This is a genomic window from Streptococcus sp. 339, from assembly GCF_013277285.1.
GTDB lineage: Bacteria > Bacillota > Bacilli > Lactobacillales > Streptococcaceae > Streptococcus > Streptococcus pseudopneumoniae.
Window position 1 is genome coordinate 13,359 of the sequence record NZ_VMMR01000061.1, and the last position, 20,265, is coordinate 33,623.

Below are 20,265 nucleotides of genomic sequence, written 5' to 3' on the forward strand. Positions count from 1 at the left end.
TAATACGGAAAACTTCTCAAAAGTAAGAATTTCTTTTACAAACAAAGGAAAACGCTTGCATATTGTTTTACTACATGCTATACTGGTATAGAAATTTATTGATTGGAGAATCATCATGAGAAAAACACCAGCTCAAACTGAGAAAAAAATGGTCTACAGCATCCGTTCCCTCAAAAATGGAACTGGTTCTGTCCTTATCGGCGCAAGCCTTGTCTTGCTTGCCATGGCTACACCAACTATCTCAGCCGACGAAAGTACACCAACCACTAACGCAAATAATAGTGAAACTACTACTGCCCTTGCCCAGCCTCTTACTGATACAGCAACTAGCACTGGTAAGAAAGAAAGCGATTTTTCTTCACCTAATAATGCAAACGCTTCCCTAGAGAAAGAAGAAAAACCTGCAACAGAGGCAACCACTCCTGTTGCAAGCCCAGCCGATTCAGCACCACAAACTGGAGAAGATCGTTCAAGTGAGACAACTACTTCTACTAGTCCAGTAACGACTGAAACTAAGGCAGAAGAGCCCATCGAAGACAACTACTTCCGTATCCACGTCAAAAAACTTCCTGAAGAAAACAAGGATGCTCAAGGACTCTGGACTTGGGACGATGTTGAAAAACCTTCTGAAAATTGGCCAAACGGAGCCCTGTCCTTCAAGGATGCCAAAAAAGATGACTACGGCTACTACCTAGATGTCAAATTAAAGGGAGAAGAAGCCAAGAAAATTAGCTTCCTCATCAACAATACAGCTGGAAAAAATCTAACCGGCGATAAATCTGTAGAAAAACTGGCACCAAAGATGAATGAGGCTTGGTTAGACCAAGATTACAAGGTTTTCTCTTACGAGCCACAACCCGCAGGAACTGTTCGCGTCAACTACTACCGCACAGATGGCAACTATGACAAGAAATCTCTCTGGTACTGGGGAGATGTGAAAAATCCAAGTAGCGCTCAATGGCCTGACGGAACAGACTTTACGGCTACAGGTAAATACGGTCGCTATATCGACATTCCTCTTAATGAAGCCGCGAGAGAATTTGGATTTTTGCTACTAGATGAGAGCAAACAAGGAGACGACGTGAAAATCCGTAAAGAAGATTATAAGTTCACAGATTTGAAAAATCATAGCCAAATTTTCCTAAAAGACGATGACGAATCGATTTACACAAATCCATACTATATCCATGATATCCGTATGACAGGTGCCCAACACGTAGGAACTTCTAGCATTGAAAGTAGTTTTTCAACACTTGTCGGTGCTAAAAAAGAGGATATCCTCAAGCACTCCAACATCACTAATCACCTAGGAGAAAAAGTAGCTATTACCGATGTTACAATCGATGAGGCTGGTAAGAAAGTGACCTACAGCGGAGATTTCTCTGACACAAAACATCCTTATACCGTTAGCTACAACTCTGACAAATTCACTACCAAAACAAGCTGGCGCCTGAAAGATGAGACTTACAGCTATGATGGCAAACTGGGAGCTGAACTCAAAGAAGAAGGAAAACAGGTTGATTTAACTCTCTGGTCACCAAGTGCTGATAAGGTTTCTGTTGTTGTCTACGACAAGAATGACCCTGACAAAGTAGTTGGAACTGTCGCTCTTGAAAAAGGGGAAAGAGGAACTTGGAAACAAACTCTAGATAGCACAAACAAATTAGGAATCACAGATTTCACTGGCTACTATTATCAATACCAAATCGAGCGTCAGGGTAAAACTGTTCTTGCACTCGATCCTTACGCTAAATCCCTCGCTGCTTGGAATAGTGATCTTGCAAAAACAGACGCTTCCCATAAAGTGGCTAAAGCCGCCTTTGTAAATCCAGCTAAACTAGGACCTCAAGACTTGACTTATGGTAAGATTCACAACTTCAAAACTCGTGAAGATGCCGTTATCTACGAAGCTCATGTGCGCGACTTCACTTCAGATCCTGCCATTGCAAAAGACTTAACCAAACCATTTGGGACTTTTGAAGCCTTCATTGAAAAACTAGACTATCTCAAAGACTTGGGGGTAACCCACATCCAGCTCCTTCCAGTCTTGTCTTACTACTTTGTCAATGAATTGAAAAACCATGAACGCTTGTCTGACTATGCTTCAAGCAACAGCAACTACAACTGGGGATATGACCCTCAAAACTACTTCTCATTGACTGGTATGTACTCAAGCGATCCTAAGAATCCAGAAAAACGAATCGCAGAATTTAAAAACCTCATCAACGAAATCCACAAACGTGGCATGGGAGCTATCCTAGACGTAGTTTATAACCATACAGCCAAAGTCGATCTCTTTGAAGATTTAGAACCAAACTACTACCACTTTATGGATGCTGATGGGACACCTCGAACTAGCTTTGGTGGTGGACGCTTGGGGACAACCCACCATATGAGTAAACGGATCCTAGTTGACTCTATCAAATATCTAGTTGATACCTACAAAGTGGATGGCTTCCGTTTCGATATGATGGGAGACCATGACGCCGCTTCTATCGAAGAAGCTTACAAGGCTGCACGCGCCCTCAATCCAAACCTCATCATGCTTGGTGAAGGTTGGAGAACCTATGCTGGTGATGAAAATATGCCTACTAAAGCTGCTGACCAAGATTGGATGAAACATACCGATACTGTCGCTGTCTTTTCAGATGACATCCGTAACAACCTCAAATCTGGTTATCCAAACGAAGGTCAACCTGCCTTTATCACAGGTGGCAAGCGTGATGTCAACACTGTCTTCAAAAATCTCATTGCTCAACCAACCAACTTTGAAGCAGACAGTCCTGGAGATGTCATCCAATACATCGCAGCCCATGATAACTTGACCCTCTTTGACATCATTGCCCAGTCTATCAAAAAAGACCCAAGCAAGGCTGAGAACTATGCTGAAATCCACCGTCGTTTACGACTTGGAAATCTCATGGTCTTGACAGCTCAAGGAACTCCATTTATCCACTCCGGTCAGGAATATGGACGTACTAAACAATTCCGTGACCCAGCCTACAAGACTCCAGTAGCAGAGGACAAACAACCAAACAAATCTCACTTGTTGCGTGATAAGGATGGCAATCCGTTTGACTATCCTTACTTCATCCATGACTCTTACGATTCTAGCGATGCAGTCAACAAGTTTGACTGGACTAAGGCTACAGATGGAAAAGCATATCCTGAAAATGTCAAGAGCCGTGACTATATGAAAGGTTTGATTGCCCTTCGTCAATCTACAGATGCCTTCCGACTTAAGAGTCTTCAAGATATCAAAGATCGTGTCCACCTCATCACTGTCCCAGGCCAAAATGGTGTGGAAAAAGAGGACGTAGTGATTGGCTACCAAATTACTGCTCCAAACGGTGATATCTACGCAGTCTTTGTCAATGCGGACGAAAAAGCTCGCGAATTTAATTTGGGAACTGCCTTTGCCCACCTCAGAAATGCTGAAGTTTTGGCAGATGAGAACCAAGCAGGACCAGTCGGAATTGCCAACCCGAAAGGACTTGAATGGACTGAAAAAGGCTTGAAATTGAATGCCCTTACAGCTACTGTTCTTCGAGTCTCTCAAAATGGAACTAGCCATGAGTCAACTGCAGAAGAGAAACCAGACTCAACCCCTTCCAAGCCTGAACATCAAAATGAAGCTTCTCACCCTGCACATCAAGACCCAGCTCCAGAAGCTAGACCTGATTCTACTAAACCATCTGCAACAGTAGCTGATGCGGAAAATAAACCTAGCCAAGCTACAGCTGATTCACAAGCTGAACAACCAGCACAAGAAGCACAAGCATCATCTGTAAAAGAAGCGGTTCGAAACGAATCGGTAGAAAGCTCTAGCAAGGAAAATATACCTGCAACCCCAGATAAACAAGCTGAACTTCCAAATACAGGAATCAAAAACGATAACAAACTCCTGTTTGCAGGAATCAGCCTCCTTGCACTCCTAGGTATCGGGTTCTTGCTGAAAAACAAAAAAAGAGAACTAAACTAGCCCTCCTATAGAAAAATCCCCCAAGCATTATAGCTCAGGGGATTAATTTTTGCCCTGATAAGCCTATCTATCAAATCATATATTCTACACTATAGGTCGCATCCGAGAGTATTCGTGCCAAAAATTGCTTGGTTCGTTCTTCTTTTGGACGACTAAAGAAATCATGGGCATTATTTTCTTCAACAATTTTCCCACCGTCCATAAAAATAACATGATTGGCTACATCTCTAGCAAAACCCATCTCATGAGTCACTACTACCATAGTAACTCCTTCCTTAGCTAACTGTTTTAAAACATCTAAAACATCCCCTACCAACTCTGGATCCAAGGCCGATGTTGGCTCATCTAATAAAATGACCTCTGGTTTCACAGCGATGGCACGCGCAATGCCGATTCGTTGTTGCTGGCCTCCAGAAAGCTGAGAGGGATAGTAAGCTTTATAAGCTAGTAAACCAACTTTTTCTAAGGCAGCTTCCGCACGTTTGATGGCTTCTTCCTTAGGAATTTTCCGAGCAATAATCAAGCCCTCCAAAATATTTTCCAAGGCCGTTTTATTAGCAAATAAATTATAATGTTGAAAAACAAAGGCGGTCTTCTGGCGAATTTCTAAAATATCTTTTTTGGTCAATTTGCCAAGATCGTATTCTTTATCAGCAAGCTTCAAAGAGCCACTATCGGCTTTTTCTAAATGATTGAGACATCTGAGAAAAGTCGTTTTACCTGATCCAGATGGCCCCAATATTACAACCACATCCCCTTGGTTGACCTTGAGATTAACATCTTCCAGGACTTGTCTGTCTCCAAATTTTTTTGCAACATGTTCTACTTGTAACATTGTCTCCTCCTATGCTAAACCTGTACTGGGCACTACTTGTCCCTTTCTTCTTTGAATATAGCGTTTCTCTAAGATTGAAAAGCCCCATTGAATCAATCCGCAAATAAGAATGTACTGTAAAAAGATCACAAAATAGGATTCAAAATACTGATAACCATAAGACGCTTCAACACGGGCAATGGCTGTAATATCCTTAATGGTCATCACAAAGACCAAAGAGGTTCCTTTTACAATATTTATGACTAGATTAGCCAGATTGGGCAAGGCTGATTGCAAGGCCTGTGGAAAAACAATACTCACATAAGCCTGACTAGTGGTTAAACCAATCGCTTGTGCAGCTTCTAATTGTCCCTTATCCACAGTCAAAATAGCCGAACGTAAGATTTCTGATAAACTACCTGTTGTCATCAAACTATAGATAATAAAAGCATAATAGATCGGATTGAGTTTAAAGATATCAACATCACTCCCTATGCTTTTGAGAAATTGATTGAGCAAACTCGGAAACAAACTATAAAAGAAAAGAATCAGCAAAATCGGAGGTGTTGCTCTTATAAAAGCTAGATACACGAGAGAGAAAGTTCGAACACCTTTGACTTTATATATTTGTCCCAGAGCTAAAAACAAGGCTGGTCCAAAACTTAAGACCATGGCTACAATCATAATGATTAAGGTGGTTGGCACCCCTTTTAAGGTCTCTAAAAAAGTTTTCGCAATATAGTCTAAATCCATATCCTATCTCCCTTTCGTTTCCAAAGATTTTTCTAACAAGCGACTCAAGAAGGAAACAGCCAAGGCTACACCCCAATAAAGAATGGCAACCGCTGTATAGGTTTCAAGAGAGTAATTCCCCAAATTGCGACTGATTAAGAGATTCCCAGCTCCCATGACATCCACAAAACCAATCGTATAGGCTAGGGCAGCGTCCCGCATCAAATTTAGAATAGCGGTCGTCATATTTGGAAGAGCCACTTGAAAAGCCTGAGGAAAAATGATTCTCCAAAATGTCTGACTAGGGGTCAGACCAATACTGGCTCCAGCTTCCATCTGACCTTTGGGAATTGCCTGATAGGACGCCTTAAATACTTCTGCAATGATAGCCGCAAATAGCAAGACCATGGTGAATAAGACGAAGACCGTCTTAGACCAGTTGTTGATATCTAAATTCAGCCACCATTTTAAAAATTCAGGTAAACCATAAAAGACAAGGAATAGTAAAACAATAGGGGGAGTACAGCGAAGAGTGAAAATATAGCCCTTAGAAAGACCTGCAAAAGTCTTGTCTTCTCCCACTTGAGCCCAAGCCAGTAAGCCACCGAAAAGGGAACCGAGGACTGTAGTAAAAAAGAGAATGGACAAGGTCATAGGAAGAGCCTGCCATAAGGTTGGTAAAAATTGGAACACTCTTGAAAAATCATATGAAACCATATAAACCTCTTTCTAATACTCAATGAAAATCAAAAAGCAAACTAGCCGCAGGTTGCNNGTTGTGGATAGAACTGACAAAGTCAGTAACCATACCTACGGCAAGGCGACGTTGACGTGGTTTGAAGAGATTTTCGAAGAGCATAACATGCCTGATTGCTCATCTAATCTTTATCAACGTAGCTAAAGACATCTTCTTTAAAGTATTTTTGAGAAAGTTTAGCTAGAGTACTGTCTTCTTTTAATTCTTTAATCGCTTTTTCATACTCTTTAGCAAACTTCTCACCCTTTTCATCACGGTGAATCAAGGGATAGGTTGGAATTCCTTTATAAGGGAACCAGCTAAGTTTGTCCGCATATTGGTGGTAAGAACCATCATCTGTTGTCACCGCTTTTTCAAAAGACAACTTGATGTCAAAGAAAGCATCATAACGTCCTTCTAAAACCCAAGCATAAGCATCTGCCACCTTGAAAGATTCAGCAGCTGTCAACTCAATTGGTGTATCCTTGTGCTTGTCATTATAGCTATTAATCACATTCCACTGGGCATTTTGAGGAGAGATGGGTACTAATTTTCCTTTATTTTTGGCGAAATCATCAATATTCTTATATTTAGCTTCATCTCCTTTTCTGACAGTAAAACCAATAATGCTGGCTCCTACTGGCTCAGATGGAATAATGAATTTCTTAGCCCGTTCATCTGTATACCAAGCACCTTTAGTTCCAATATCGTACTTGCCAGACTCAAGTCCAATCAAGAGATCATCATCACTAGTTCCAGTATACTCAAATTTATAATCTGCTAATTTCTCATCCACCGCCTTTAAAACAGCGACTTCATAACCATCTGATTCCCCTTTTTCGTCAATAAAATCATAAGGGACATAGTTTTGAGTATGGGCAACTTTTAAAGTTGTTACTTGTCCAGACGAAGCTGCATCTGCACCTTTAGCAGATGCTCCCGACAAAGTCCTACCAATAATCGTTGCTCCAAGCACTGCCACAACCGCAACTCCACCAACAATCCATGTTTTCTTACTCATATTCTTCTCCTTTATTTAGCTACTGCTTCTCTCACCCACTGGATACGCTCCACTGCAATATCGTTTGGAATGGTACAATCTGCTCCAAGTATGAGGCCATCTTTCCCTGTTTCTTCTACCAATCGTTTGGTTTCAGCCTGAATTTCTTCCTTACTGCCTCGATAGAGAAGGCCGTCTTTACCGTTTTCAAATCCTCCCAGAACAGCACGACCCTTGAAAATCTCACGACCTTCTTTTAGGCTAATCCCTTCTGGACCAACTGCCCAGTTAAAAACATGAGCTGGATAGTCGGCAAAGATATGAATATCGTTTCGGGCTCCTTCATAGCCACAGATATGAAGGATATTTACCCCACCAACCGACTTAGCCGCATTTAAAACAGTCAGTTCACTCGGCTCAATAATCTCCTGATAGGCTTCAGCAGAAACACGCGCATCCTGAATACTTTGCACACTGAGATAAATACCATCTACTCCTGCATCTTTAATAATAGCTTGACTCAAGCTAGCGATATCTTGCGCAATCACATCAAGTACTTTTTTCAATTTCTGAGAATCTTGAACTAAGAAGTCTGCAATGAGATCATCTCCACCAGACACTTCTCCAAGTAACCATTTGAGGTAGGTCACAGGCGCAAAAATATTGTAAATAGCAACAATATCTTCCGTAAACTCCTGCTTAATCTTCTTCACTAATTCTACCTGCTCTCTAATCCACAGATAATCTTCACCCAGAGGTTGAATCTCCGACAGCTCTTGGAGTGACTTTCCTTTGGCAATAACTGGATTTGGATAAGCAAAATAGCCATCACTCATCAACTTGATAAAGTCTGGATGTAGGTCACGGATAAAACGTTTGTGACCTTGTATGTTCTTTTCAATAATCACAGGATTGGAAAATCCCTTTAACCATTCCTCTTCTGATGTAAAGTGGTGCCAAAAACCTACAGGTACACGGCCAACCACTTCTCCTCTAAATGCTTTTAAAACCCAGTCTCTTTTTTCTGACATCTCTATTTTCCATTTCTTTCTTTTTCAACTAATAAAACACTGGCAATATCATTGGTTTGAATAAAGGGAAGACTTCTCTTCTGAAAATCCTGAATCCCATGACATCTTGGCCCTTCCTTACAAGCAAGTCCCTTTGTAAGACTGATCGCAAGTAAGATGACAAAGCCGAGGGCCGTCCCTACCAATAGCCACTTTTTTCTTTTCATAAGGCTCTCCTATTCTAACATAGCAGCCTGACGAATCCAGTCCAATCTTTCTAATTCAAAGTCATCTGGAACCGTGCAATCCGCTCCAAGAAGGACTCCTCTAGTCCCAGCTTCAGCCAACAATCGTTTGGTTTCCTCTTGTAGTGCAGCCTTTCTACCTCCATAAAGCAGGCTCTGCTTCCCATTTTCAAAACCACCCAAGACCGCTTTGCCATGAAATAGCTCCTGACCTTGAGGTAAACTGACTGCTTCATGGTGGGTTGCCCAATTGAAAACCTGGGCTGGATAATCTTTGAAAATAGTCACATTGTTACTGGCACCTTGGAAACCGCAGATATGCAGGATATTTACCCCACCTACCTGATTGGCAGCTTCTAAAACCTTTATGTTACTTGGCTCAATATAGGTCTGATACAATTCTGCTGTGATGCGCTCATCCTGAATTTCTTGTGTACTGAGATAGATTCCATCTGCTCCACCATCCTGAATGATTTTTTTAGTTAGGATAGCGATATCCTCAGCTATCACGTCTAAAACATCCCTGAATAGCTCTGGATTTTCAAGAAAAAGATCTGAAACCTCCTTATCACCTCTAGAAGTCTCTGTACGAAACCACCTTTTCAAATAGGAGATCGGAGAAAAAATATTGTAAAATGATGCAATGTCCTCAGTGAAGGTTGCTCGAATAGCCTCTACCACTTCTACTTGTTGCTGAATCCAAGGATGGTTTTCACCAATCGACTCAATAGAAGCTAACTCCTGAAGACTTGTAACCTTAGGACTGTAGACATTACTTGGATAAATGAAAAATCCGTCACTCATCATTTTGACAAAATCAGGATGGATTCTTTCAACGTACTTCCGATGTCCCTCTACACTTTTTTGAAAGATACGTGGATTATTTAAACCTTGTCCTTTTTCCTCCAGTATTACAAAATGAAACCAAAAGCCAACAGGAACCCGTTCCACCTCTTCTCCTCGAATAGCTCTAAAAACTAGCTCTCTTTTACTTGTCATACTTCTCTCCTTCCATTTGGATTGAAACCATCTTACCACTCCTTTTGACCTTTTCCCAATATATATTGACTATCGACTTGATTGGGATTGTTTATATCAATAGAGAAAAAAATCTCTGAAAAGCTTGATTTTACTAGCTTTTCAGAGATTTTTTCTGTTTATTGCTTTTTAAAATAGTTGTTATATAGATTTTTTATCAGCCTGATTAGGATTTTTTATTAAGCCTCTTTCATGGCAAAGTAAGCCCGGACTTTGGGTGCTACTTGTGTTCCGAATAGTTCAATAGCTCTCAGAACCTGATCATGAGGCATAGAACCAAGAGGTAGGTGCAACATGAAGCGGTCCAAATCTAAATCCTCTATCATGCGAATCAATTTTTCGGCCACCTGATCTGGATTGCCCACAAACATGGCGCCATTTGATCCTACCTGCTCCAAATATTGCTTATAACGCAATTCTTGCCAGTGTGGACGGTCTTTGGAAATAGCATCCACTACTTGCTTGGTCGGATGGAAATAATCTTTCACAGCCTGCTCGCCATCTTCAGCAATCCACCCCCAAGAATGGACCCCAACCTTTAGTTCATGACTGGCATGGTCTGCTTCGCTCCCAATCTCACGATAAGCCTGAATCAACTTTTTAAAATAACGAGGGTTACCACCAATAATGGCATAGACAATCGGTAGGCCTGCCTGAGCAATCTTTACTGTTGATTCGACATGACCACCTGTCGCTATCCACAAGGGTAATTTGTCCTGAACTGGACGAGGATAAACTTCTTTACCAGCAATCGTTTGGGTCAATCGACCTTTCCAGTCTAGCTTTGTCTTTTCATTGACTAACTGGAGCAAGTCTAATTTCTCATCAAAAAGGGCTTCGTAGTCTTTCAAATCATAGCCAAACAGAGGAAATGATTCCGTGAAAGAACCCCTTCCAGCCATAATCTCCGCACGTCCATTTGACAAAGCATCGATAGTGGCATATTGTTGGAATAAGCGAATCGGATCCATGCTCGAGAGAATGCTGACTGCACTGGTCAAACGGATTTTCTTGGTATTGACTGCCCCAGCTGCCAGGACAATCTCTGGGGCTGATACTGCAAAATCCTCTCGATGGTGCTCACCAATCCCATACACATCCAAACCAACCTTGTCAGCCAGTTCAACCTCTGCTAGCAACTGGCGAATGCGTTCGTCATGACTGTAAGTTTTCCCAATCCCTTCAAGCTCCGTTGTTTCCCCAAATGTTGAAATTCCCAATTCTACCATTGTGACTCTCCCTATCTACTCTGTCCTTCAATTTGAAAAATTATTCTAATACTCAATGAAAANNCAAAGCACTGCTTTGAGGTGGTAGATAGAACTGATGAAGTCAGCTCAAAATACTGTTTTGAGGTTGCAGATGGATGCTAACCTGATTTGAAGAGATTTTCGAAAAAGATTAAATATACTCTACAATTTGCTCAATCAATTCTGGGTCGTCTAAACCTGTAACTTGTATAACAACATCTTTGACTGATTGTTTAGCCAACAATTCACCTAATCGAATACTTTCTTCATCATTTACATCGCGATAGTCAAAGGCATAGCCAACTGTTTTAAGTAGGTTTTTATATGACAAACTGAGTTCTTTCAATTCACGTATCGGCCGGATGAATCGTTCATTATAGCCTAATTTTCGGATTGGAGTACGAGCTACGCGACTAACTTCGTCCACTATGAAAGGATTTTCAAACCGTTCTATAATGACTTTGTGATAATTCTCCAATTCTTTTTTATCAAAGTTCCATTTGGCAATCAAGAGACTCCGAATTTCAGCTAATACAGATTCAATCCGAGATTTGATATTAGGATTTTGAAGAGCTTCCAAAATTGTCTTGGCACCATAATGCGCACCAATGTAAGCTGAAGTTGCATGTCCAGAATTGACTGAAAAAAGTTTTCGCTCAATAAAGGGTTCTAAATCTTCTTCATAATGCACATCTTTTAGACGTAAATCTGGATTTTTAAGACGCTTGGTTTCCACGACCCATTCATTAAAGGGTTCGACCACAACAAAAAGGGAATCTTCGTGACTTTGTGCTGGAACAATCCTGTCTACTGCAGCATTTGGAAAACCTATGTAGTTATCAGCAAATGTCAAACCTTCCGGACTTAAATATTTCTTGACTTCTTGATAAAGAAATTGAGACCCGCCAATCATATTTTCACAGGCCATAACATCCAATGCCTGTGTATTTCCTGCAACTCGGCGAGCTTCGATTCCTTTGGCTAGAAGTTCAGCGATAAAAGGGAGTATATTAGGTCCGATTGCAGTAGTAATAATATCCGTCTTTTGAATCGCTTCAATGACTTGCTCAGGATCTTCTTTGCTATTAATGCCAGCCACATTAGTTACTTCTATACGAGACTGTCCTTTCTGTGCAATTTCAATTTCATACTTGCCCTTTTCATTTAGAGCATGAATTATCTGATTATTGACATCCACAAAATCAATATGGAAACCATTTTTAAATAGAATTTCACCTATAAAACCACGACCGATATTACCGGCACCAAAATGAACAGAATGTTTCATTCAATTTCTCCTTTTCCTATTTGAGGGACATATATACTAGATGACAAATGACGAAATTCAATTATTCAACAGCATCAAATAAGCGCAACACTTCCTCTTTTGACTGAGCATCTGCTAGTTTAAGAACATTATCTACATCTGCACAGAAGATAGAAATTTTCTGAATAATTTCTAAGTGTTCATTACCAATACCAGCAATACCAAAAAGAACCGTTGCCACTTGAGGGTTAGATACATTCCCAAAATCAACCCCTCTAGGGACTTGAACGACTGTAATACCAGACTTGAGGACATCATTTTTTGCTGCATCTGTTCCATGCGGTATGGCGATAAAGTTACCCATGTAAACAGATAGCTCTTTATCTCGCTCAATCATGGCTTCAATATAGTCTTCATTAACATATCCACCCTCATAAAGAACTTGCCCACAATAACAAATAGCTTCCTCCTTGTTAGAAAATTGTTTATTAAGCTTAATCAAATGTTTTTCAAGTTTCATATTAGTTCTCCAATTTCTTAATTTTTTCTTTAAAAATAGTATTTAGCATCTGATAAATAATGGATTGATTTCCCGTCTTGTAAATCTCTGTATAAAGATGATTTTCAATAATCGACTGACTAATAGCTGTCATTAAATCTCTAGCTTCCTCGCTAGCTTCTTTAGACATTAGCATTAGCAGACACCTTTTGACCTCTTCTTCCTCTCGTTTCATTGACAATGCGGAGATAGGTAGTTTGAGTTCAAACATAGTAAAACTATTTGTTGTTACTTTGCTAGACTGACTATGTAAAAGCACCAGACCAGTATTAGGAATAGCCATAGGACTATTCTGGAAGTGAGATAACAATTTTCTTGTTAGGTAATCTCTGTCACTCACATTCTTCTGATATTGGATGATTTGTTCTACCGTGTGCTCAAATGATTGATTATTCTCCAATTGAACCAACTCGAATTGACTCAAAAGCTGACTACTAGATATTAAATAATCTTGCAAGTCATAACTTTTCTCTGGAGCGATAGCATCACGCGCGACAATTGTACGATGTGCCTGTACATACTGAAGTCGTTCCTGTAATTCAAGCAGTTCTTTGACGGTTGGAAAACTAGAAATTACATCGATTTCCTGATTAGTCAGCGGCTTGGTAGATAAAATATAATCATACTGACTGAGATCAATACTGTGGTAATCTACTAGAGACTGAATATCTATCAACTCTACAAAAGGAGCAACACTCTTAATTTTACTGACTAATAAATCTCTAGTGACCCGACGTTCATCCGTTAAAAGCAAAACACGGACTGGATAAATCTCTGGACTACGGCCTAAGCTAGAGATAAAATGTAGGGCAATCATGCCATACTCATACTCTGTATGAAGATATTTCGGAAAAATATCATTCACTAAAAGACTGATGACTGTATAAAGAAATTTATTCCTTTCAACTAAAATCTGGACAGATTCTGGCAAATTTTCACCCTGAAAAAGGATAGGGACGCCTAAACTGAGCCGAATATGATGGAAAAGAAAATTGAATAAAACCTTGTCCTTAAAAAAGTCAATCTTGGTATACATGGAAACCGTATCAATCAGATTTGAAATATTGTAGAAAAATTCACCATCAAATTTCTCCGTAAAGAGCGGATTGTCCTGACGTTTAATGATTAATTCATCTAAGATGCTCGCAAAATAGATAATTTCCTGAATACTATAAAATTGTGCAGTCTGCTTAGAGTAAGCTTGAAAAATTTTTTGAGAAATTTCCAAAGCCTGCTTACTAGTATTAGGTGAATTTTCAATGTTTTGCTCCTGACCTATAAGAGATAACAAGATCGCAAAAAACATCTTCATCCTAGCATCCATATCTGGAAAACCTGACAGTTGCTTATTAACAATCTGACTGGCCAGCCTAGTTCTATCTGCTTCTAAAATATCAAAGCTCCCAAAATGACCGGTTGAAAAATCTGCTACTGAGATACAGTTTGTCAGTAAAATAGCCAAAAATCTTCTCTTACCAACTGAATCACCAGAAATACGATAACCTTTTTGTCGTTCAATTTTCAGATCAAAGTCTAAAAGACGCTTATCAATATCTGAAATATCCTGAATAATAGTTACATTACTGACTTTCATGCACTCTTGCAATGCTTCATTGGTGACAAAACCACTCTCAGTCAGAAGGCGATAGGTAATCAACTCTTGTCTTTCTTGGGGACTATACTCAACTAACACTTCAAGTTCTGTCGGCAAATCATCCAACTCTCCAGTCAAAATATAGTATTTCCCATGCTTCGTTATTTCGATTCCATATTGCTCCATGCTATCTGTCAAATCTGATAAAGTTCGATAAATTGTTCTAGATGAAACCTGTAAGATTTCAGTCATGTCTTGCATTGAAAGCTTCCCTACATGTAGGAAAGCCTTCAATAATTGTTCTTCTCGTTTGGTTAATAGCATTCGTAATTTAGAAACCTCTAGTTCTATTTGTACATTCTAACAGCCATTTTGTCATATTCTGGTGTTGTTACTAAACTATCCACAATAAGAAATTGAGAATTCGGTGCTGTTTGCTGCACTTCTGCCTGTAAAGAAATAGTTGTTACAATCATTATGTTTTTAGAATTAAATTCACCTAATTCTGAAATTTTGGCAGTAGAAACTGGAATACGAATATTTTTGTTTCTAAAGATAGCCCGAATCGTTTCACAGCCCATAGTTGCAGATCCCTGTGCTTTACCATAAGCAACTACTACAGCATCAATATGGTTAAGGTCAATTTCCTGACTATCTACTGATGCTGAAGTTGATATATCTCCTTCAATTTCTGCTATTGGAGAAGCTCCTGTTAATGAAGCTACAATTTCATCATAACGAGGGGACGCTAAGAAATTATCAACAGAAACATGAATAGCACTTGGACTCTTGTCTTTAGCTCTTGGTGTCAGTTCTTCCTGAGTAACAATTAATGTTTTTGGTGTATCAAGCAAATTTGAGATTGCTTGATTAGATACTGGAATCTCTAGACCTGCTTTTTTAACCTTATCTCGAAGAATACTAGCTCCCATAGCAGAGCTTCCCATACCAGCATCGCAGGCGAAAATGATTTTTTCCACTGAGTCTGTCGAAACAACTGCATCAACAGAAGTTGATACTAACTGACCTTTAGACTGAGCCTTAGCTGCTTGGGTAGCCGCCTGAGCAGCTTCGAGCGAATCCTCAGTTGACTTGTCTGCATGAAGAATAAGGGCTGCTACAAGGAAAGAAACAACTGCTGCCACTAAAACACCTAGAAGAACATTTAGATGGGGCCAAACGCCTTTTGGCGCCGTAGCCATAATCGCAATAATAGAACCTGGTGAAGCTGGAGATTTAAGACCAGCGTCTAAGAGTTGAAAAGTAAAAGTTCCAGAGATACCTCCTGCCATAGCAGCTAAAAATAGAGTAGGCTTCATCATAACATAAGGAAAGTAAATTTCATGAATCCCTCCGAAGAAATGAATAAGCATTGCCCCCCAAGAAGAAGATTTAGCAGAACCTTTACCGAATACAGCATAAGCTAATAGAATTCCCAGGCCTGGTCCAGGATTAGCTTCCAATAGGAAGAGAATTGACTTACCAGCTTGAGCTACCTGTTCTACTCCCAGAGGAGTAAAAATGCCATGATTGAGGGCATTATTGAGGAAAAGGACTTTAGCCGGTTCGATGATAATATTAGCTATAGGAAGGAGGCGAGCATTAACAATAGCCTCAACACCATTCCCAACAGCTCCAGTAAGAGTCGATACGACTGGACCGATTGCGTAGAAAGCCAAAAGCAATAATGCAAAACCAACGAGACCAGCTGAGAAATTATTAACTAACATTTCAAATCCGGGACGAATTTTTTCCTGGAACTTTTCATCAAATTTCTTGATAGTCCATCCTCCCAGTGAGCCCATTACCATAGCTCCGATAAACATAGGAACACTAGAACCTGTGATTGCACCAACAGTAGCAATAGCTCCTACAACGGCACCACGTTGACCATGGATCATATATCCACCTGTGTAACCAATCAGGATTGGCAATAAATACGTTAACATAGGACCAACAACAGTAGCTAACTGTTCATTTGGCAGATAGCCATCAGCGATAAAGAGGGCAGTCAACACTCCCCAAGCAATAAATGCTCCAATATTGGGCATAACCATATTTGAAAGCGATGTCCCTAGTTTTTGAACTCTGACTTTCAATGATACTTTTTCTTCCATTAGGATCATCCTCCTTTTCTTAAAACTAGTATATACAAAGTTAAAAACCTTTAAAACTAAAGTTTTGTCACAGATTTTGTGCCAAAACTTTACTTTTGACGAGGCTGGGCAAAAAGGCTTAAAAATGATAAAACGCATCATATCAGGTGTACAAAACCTTAATATGATGCGTTTTATCATGGAAAGATTTACTGAATTTTCTCTTCAAATTGAGTTTTTGCCCAGCTTCCTCTTTTTATAGTAGTTTGAAATAAGATACGAACAAATCAATTGGAAAATTCAAATTAATTTCTAGAAATATTTTAGTATTCCTGTGTACTGTTCTAAATTCAATCTGCTATAATTATTGAAAAGTAAACCCCTATCATCATTTGTAACATAAAAAATAGGCTGTAAAACCTTATAGGATAAACCTATGGCTTTACGCCCGTATATTCATAGATTCTATTCTACCGTTACTGATTTAGCAAGGTTACGTGGTTTGTCCACATCAAGACCACGGTGGAGGGTTGCAAAGTAAGCGACCAATTGTGTTGGTACGACCATTGAAATTGGTGAGAGGTAAGGGTGTACAGTCGTAAGGACGATATCGTCTGTCTCTTTAGCAACATTTTCTTCTGCGATAGTGAGGACTTTTGCACCACGGGCTGCCACCTCTTGGATATTTCCACGAGTGTGGTTGGCAAGGACTGGATCTGACAAGAGAGTCAAAACAGGTGTTCCTTCTTCAATCAAGGCAATAGTTCCGTGCTTAAGTTCTCCTGCCGCAAAGCCTTCACACTGGATGTAAGAAATCTCTTTAAGTTTGAGACTTGCTTCCATGGCTACGTAGTAATCTTGACCACGTCCGATGTAAAAGGCGTTACGAGTTGTTTCAAGTAGCTCACGAACCTTGACTTCAATGGTTTCTTTCTCTGAAAGAGTTGATTCGATAGACTGAGCTACGATTGACAACTCATGAACTAAATCAAAGGCTTGCGCTTTGGCATTGCCATTTGCTTCTCCGACTGCTTTTGCAAGGAAGGCAAGGGCTGCAATTTGCGCTGTATAGGCCTTGGTTGATGCCACGGCAATTTCAGGACCTGCATGAAGGAGCATGGTATGGTTGGCTTCACGAGAAAGAGTTGAACCTGGGACGTTTGTCACTGTCAAGCTTGGGATTCCCATTTCATTAGCCTTGACCAAAACCTGACGGCTATCTGCTGTTTCACCAGACTGGCTGATAAAGATGAAGAGTGGTTTCTTGCTGAGAAGTGGCATACCGTAACCCCACTCAGATGAAATTCCAAGTTCAACTGGTGTATCTGTCAATTCTTCCAGCATCTTCTTAGAAGCAAATCCTGCGTGGTAAGATGTCCCAGCTGCAAGGATGTAAATGCGGTCTGCATCTTGAACAGCCTTAATGATAGCTGGATCTACCACTACTTGACCAGCTTCATCTGTGTAGGCTTGAATGAGTTTACGCATAACAGTTGGTTGCTCATCAATTTCCTTAAGCATGTAGTAAGGGTAAGTTCCCTTACCGATATCTGACAAGTCAAGCTCAGCAGTGTAACTAGCACGCTCACGACTATTTCCATCATAGTCTTGAACTTCCACACTATCAGCCTTAACGATTACCAATTCTTGGTCATGAATTTCCATGTATTGGTTGGTCTCACGAATCATAGCCATAGCATCTGAGCAGACCATGTTATATCCCTCTCCAAGACCAATCAAAAGTGGTGATTTATTTTTAGCCACGTAGATGACTTCAGGATCTTGTGAGTCAACCAAGGCAAAGGCATATGAACCACGGATAATATGAAGAGCTTTTTTGAAGGCTTCAAGAACAGAAAGACCTTCTTCTTCCGCAAATTTTCCAATCAAGTGAACAGCGATTTCCGTATCTGTTTGCCCCTTAAAGTGGTGACCTGCAAGGTATTCTTCCTTGATTTCAAGGTAGTTCTCAATCACCCCGTTGTGAACCAAAACAAAACGTTCAGTCTCAGAGCGATGTGGGTGAGCATTGTCCTCAGTTGGTTTCCCATGAGTTGCCCAACGAGTATGTCCAATACCAGTTGTTCCCTCAACACCAGCTGTCTTAGCGGACAATTCTGCAATACGGCCTACAGCTTTTACTAGGTGATTTTCAGCACCACTTAGGACAAAAATTCCCGCAGAATCATAGCCACGGTATTCGAGCTTTTCAAGCCCTTGAATCAAAATATCAGTTGCATTTGTGTTTCCAACAACACCAACAATTCCACACATAGTATATACGACACAGGCAAGCTGTGCTTTCTCCTTAAAATTGGTATAGTCTAATTCCTCTTTTATAGAATCAGCAAAAACAGTATATACTTGTTTCTTTCACTTGTCAAGAGCAAAAATTGATATAGTTCAAATTAACTTCTTGTGAACAAAAAACTCTGACCAATTAGGATGATCAGTCAGAGTCCTTTTTAAAATCCATTATTATCGCTTAATTCTTTGAACCAGTGCCCTGATTTTTTCAGACGACGTTCTTGCGTTTCCAAGTCTAATTCGACCAAGCCATAGCGATTTTTATAGCTATTGAGCCATGACCAGCAATCAATAAAGGTCCAAATCAAGTAGCCCTTACAATTGGCTCCGTCTTCAATGGCACGGTGAAGTTCACGAAGATGACCTTTTACAAAGTCAATACGGTAATCATCTTGAATCATTCCATTCTCACGAAATTTTTCTTCCCCTTCAACACCCATACCATTCTCAGTCAACATCCACTCGATATTACCATAATTTTCCTTGATATTTTGGGCGATGTCATAAATCCCTTGCTCATAAATCTCCCAGCCACGATGAGGATTGATTTTACGTCCAGGCATCACATAAGGCTCGTAAAAATGTTCTGGTAAGAGTGGACTCTCTGGATGCTTAGCAAATCGAGGTGCCATAACACGCAAAGGTTGATAGTAGTTGACACCAAGGAAGTCCACTGTATTTTCACGAATGAGCTCCAACTCTTCCTCCGTAGTATCAGGCAAGAGACCGTGTTCATGCAAGATTTCTACCAACTCCTGTGGATAAGTCCCCAAAACAGACGGATCTAAGAAAGATTGGGCCTGAAAGAGATCCGCAATACGAGCAGCCTTGACATCAGCAGGATGATGGCTACGTGGATAAGCCGGTGTCAAGTTGAGGACAATCCCAATCTTGGAATCTGGTAAAAGTTCATGACAAGCCTTAACCGCCCGACTGCTAGCCAATTGTGTATGATAAGCTACTTTAACGGCTGCCTCTGCATCCACCTTATGTGGATAATGGGCATCGTAAAAATAGCCAAACTCTACAGGAACGATGGGCTCGTTAAAGGTAATCCATTGATCCACTAAATCTCCATAAGTCTCAAAACAAAAACGAACATAGTCTTCATAGGCTGAGACAGTCGCCTTATTTTCCCAACCATCACCAGCTTCTTGAAGGGCAAAAGGCAAATCAAAATGATAAAGATTGACTAAAAGACGAATCCCTTTAGCCTTAATAGCCTCAAAGACCTTACGGTAAAAATCTACACCTTGAGGGTTGACTTTTCCACACCCTTGTGGAAAAATCCGTGACCACTGAATAGAAGTCCGAAAGGCCGTGTGACCAGTTTCTAACAGTAGCTCAATATCCTTTTCCCAATTTTCATAAAAGGTCGATGTCTTATCTGGACCAATCCCATTATAGTAACGATTTGGCTCCACTTGGAACCAGTAATCCCAGAGATTATCTCCCTTACCGTCACCAGCTATACATCCTTCCGTTTGTGGTCCAGAAGTAGAGGATCCCCAGACAAAATCCTTTGGAAATCTTAGCATACATTTACCTCTTTATCTACTCATTTTTCCCATTATACAGAAAAAACAAGGCAAAAACTAGTTACATTTTTTCCTTGTTTTTCTTCTGATTATAGTT

Annotated in this window: 15 protein-coding genes; 1 reads left to right on the top strand and 14 read right to left on the bottom strand. The window is 40.2% G+C overall.

What is annotated here, in order from left to right; genetic code table 11:
- Positions 1-115: 115 nt before the first annotated feature.
- Positions 116-3,982 (top strand): LPXTG-anchored pullulanase SpuA, encoded by a 3,867-nt coding sequence (gene spuA, locus HT736_RS07950; RefSeq protein ID WP_172930920.1) that lies wholly within the window; start codon positions 116-118, stop codon positions 3,980-3,982.
- A 70-nt stretch (positions 3,983-4,052) separates the two neighbouring features.
- Here spuA and HT736_RS07955 read toward each other — a convergent pair whose 3' ends face one another.
- The 14 genes from HT736_RS07955 to bglA all read right to left on the bottom strand — a co-directional run bounded on the left by HT736_RS07955 (position 4,053) and on the right by bglA (position 20,168).
- The gene (locus HT736_RS07955) at positions 4,053-4,817 is read right to left on the bottom strand and encodes an amino acid ABC transporter ATP-binding protein (RefSeq protein WP_050207582.1); all 765 of its coding nucleotides are present in this window, start codon (positions 4,815-4,817) and stop codon (positions 4,053-4,055) included.
- Between the two features lie 9 nt (positions 4,818-4,826).
- Positions 4,827-5,549 (bottom strand): amino acid ABC transporter permease, encoded by a 723-nt coding sequence (locus HT736_RS07960; protein ID WP_000362518.1) that lies wholly within the window; start codon positions 5,547-5,549, stop codon positions 4,827-4,829.
- 3 nt (positions 5,550-5,552) lie between these two features.
- Entirely contained in the window at positions 5,553-6,245 is a 693-nt protein-coding gene (locus tag HT736_RS07965) for an amino acid ABC transporter permease (protein WP_000255467.1), read from the bottom strand.
- Between the two features lie 161 nt (positions 6,246-6,406).
- Entirely contained in the window at positions 6,407-7,285 is an 879-nt protein-coding gene (locus tag HT736_RS07970) for a transporter substrate-binding domain-containing protein (RefSeq protein WP_000039543.1), read from the bottom strand.
- An 11-nt stretch (positions 7,286-7,296) separates the two neighbouring features.
- Positions 7,297-8,295, bottom strand: a complete 999-nt coding sequence (locus HT736_RS07975) for a uroporphyrinogen decarboxylase family protein (RefSeq protein WP_172930921.1) — start codon at positions 8,293-8,295, stop codon at positions 7,297-7,299.
- 2 nt (positions 8,296-8,297) lie between these two features.
- The gene (locus HT736_RS07980; RefSeq protein ID WP_000823549.1) at positions 8,298-8,501 is read right to left on the bottom strand and encodes a hypothetical protein; all 204 of its coding nucleotides are present in this window, start codon (positions 8,499-8,501) and stop codon (positions 8,298-8,300) included.
- Positions 8,502-8,510: 9 nt separating this feature from the next.
- Positions 8,511-9,518, bottom strand: coding sequence for a uroporphyrinogen decarboxylase family protein (locus HT736_RS07985; protein WP_000202170.1), 1,008 nt, complete (start codon positions 9,516-9,518; stop codon positions 8,511-8,513).
- 218 nt (positions 9,519-9,736) lie between these two features.
- Positions 9,737-10,786, bottom strand: coding sequence for an LLM class flavin-dependent oxidoreductase (locus HT736_RS07990; protein ID WP_172930922.1), 1,050 nt, complete (start codon positions 10,784-10,786; stop codon positions 9,737-9,739).
- Between the two features lie 172 nt (positions 10,787-10,958).
- Positions 10,959-12,095 carry a mannitol-1-phosphate 5-dehydrogenase gene (locus HT736_RS07995; protein WP_000682963.1) on the bottom strand — a complete coding sequence of 379 codons (1,137 nt, stop codon included), beginning with the start codon at positions 12,093-12,095 and terminating at the stop codon, positions 10,959-10,961.
- Between the two features lie 61 nt (positions 12,096-12,156).
- Entirely contained in the window at positions 12,157-12,594 is a 438-nt protein-coding gene (locus tag HT736_RS08000) for a PTS sugar transporter subunit IIA (protein ID WP_000764149.1), read from the bottom strand.
- Between the two features lies 1 nt (position 12,595).
- The gene (locus HT736_RS08005; protein WP_138700354.1) at positions 12,596-14,551 is read right to left on the bottom strand and encodes a transcription antiterminator; all 1,956 of its coding nucleotides are present in this window, start codon (positions 14,549-14,551) and stop codon (positions 12,596-12,598) included.
- Positions 14,552-14,574: 23 nt separating this feature from the next.
- A complete protein-coding gene (locus tag HT736_RS08010) occupies positions 14,575-16,344 on the bottom strand; it encodes a PTS mannitol-specific transporter subunit IIBC (protein ID WP_000391684.1) in 1,770 nt (589 codons plus the stop codon).
- Between the two features lie 444 nt (positions 16,345-16,788).
- Positions 16,789-18,597, bottom strand: coding sequence for a glutamine--fructose-6-phosphate transaminase (isomerizing) (gene glmS / locus HT736_RS08015; protein ID WP_119946693.1), 1,809 nt, complete (start codon positions 18,595-18,597; stop codon positions 16,789-16,791).
- Between the two features lie 191 nt (positions 18,598-18,788).
- Positions 18,789-20,168, bottom strand: a complete 1,380-nt coding sequence (gene bglA, locus HT736_RS08020) for a 6-phospho-beta-glucosidase (RefSeq protein WP_119946694.1) — start codon at positions 20,166-20,168, stop codon at positions 18,789-18,791.
- Between the last annotated feature and the right edge of the window lie 97 nt (positions 20,169-20,265).

Excerpts from the sequence above, each read along its gene's own strand:
- spuA (WP_172930920.1), top strand. The coding sequence starts at position 116 with ATGAGAAAAACACCAGCTCAAACTGAGAAAAAAATGGTCTACAGCATC.
- HT736_RS07955 (WP_050207582.1), bottom strand. The coding sequence starts at position 4,817 with ATGTTACAAGTAGAACATGTTGCAAAAAAATTTGGAGACAGACAAGTC.
- HT736_RS07960 (WP_000362518.1), bottom strand. The coding sequence starts at position 5,549 with ATGGATTTAGACTATATTGCGAAAACTTTTTTAGAGACCTTAAAAGGG.
- HT736_RS07965 (WP_000255467.1), bottom strand. The coding sequence starts at position 6,245 with ATGGTTTCATATGATTTTTCAAGAGTGTTCCAATTTTTACCAACCTTA.
- HT736_RS07970 (WP_000039543.1), bottom strand. The coding sequence starts at position 7,285 with ATGAGTAAGAAAACATGGATTGTTGGTGGAGTTGCGGTTGTGGCAGTG.
- HT736_RS07975 (WP_172930921.1), bottom strand. The coding sequence starts at position 8,295 with ATGTCAGAAAAAAGAGACTGGGTTTTAAAAGCATTTAGAGGAGAAGTG.
- HT736_RS07980 (WP_000823549.1), bottom strand. The coding sequence starts at position 8,501 with ATGAAAAGAAAAAAGTGGCTATTGGTAGGGACGGCCCTCGGCTTTGTC.
- HT736_RS07985 (WP_000202170.1), bottom strand. The coding sequence starts at position 9,518 with ATGACAAGTAAAAGAGAGCTAGTTTTTAGAGCTATTCGAGGAGAAGAG.
- HT736_RS07990 (WP_172930922.1), bottom strand. The coding sequence starts at position 10,786 with ATGGTAGAATTGGGAATTTCAACATTTGGGGAAACAACGGAGCTTGAA.
- HT736_RS07995 (WP_000682963.1), bottom strand. The coding sequence starts at position 12,095 with ATGAAACATTCTGTTCATTTTGGTGCCGGTAATATCGGTCGTGGTTTT.
- HT736_RS08000 (WP_000764149.1), bottom strand. The coding sequence starts at position 12,594 with ATGAAACTTGAAAAACATTTGATTAAGCTTAATAAACAATTTTCTAAC.
- HT736_RS08005 (WP_138700354.1), bottom strand. The coding sequence starts at position 14,551 with ATGCTATTAACCAAACGAGAAGAACAATTATTGAAGGCTTTCCTACAT.
- HT736_RS08010 (WP_000391684.1), bottom strand. The coding sequence starts at position 16,344 with ATGGAAGAAAAAGTATCATTGAAAGTCAGAGTTCAAAAACTAGGGACA.
- glmS (WP_119946693.1), bottom strand. The coding sequence starts at position 18,597 with ATGTGTGGAATTGTTGGTGTTGTTGGAAACACAAATGCAACTGATATT.
- bglA (WP_119946694.1), bottom strand. The coding sequence starts at position 20,168 with ATGCTAAGATTTCCAAAGGATTTTGTCTGGGGATCCTCTACTTCTGGA.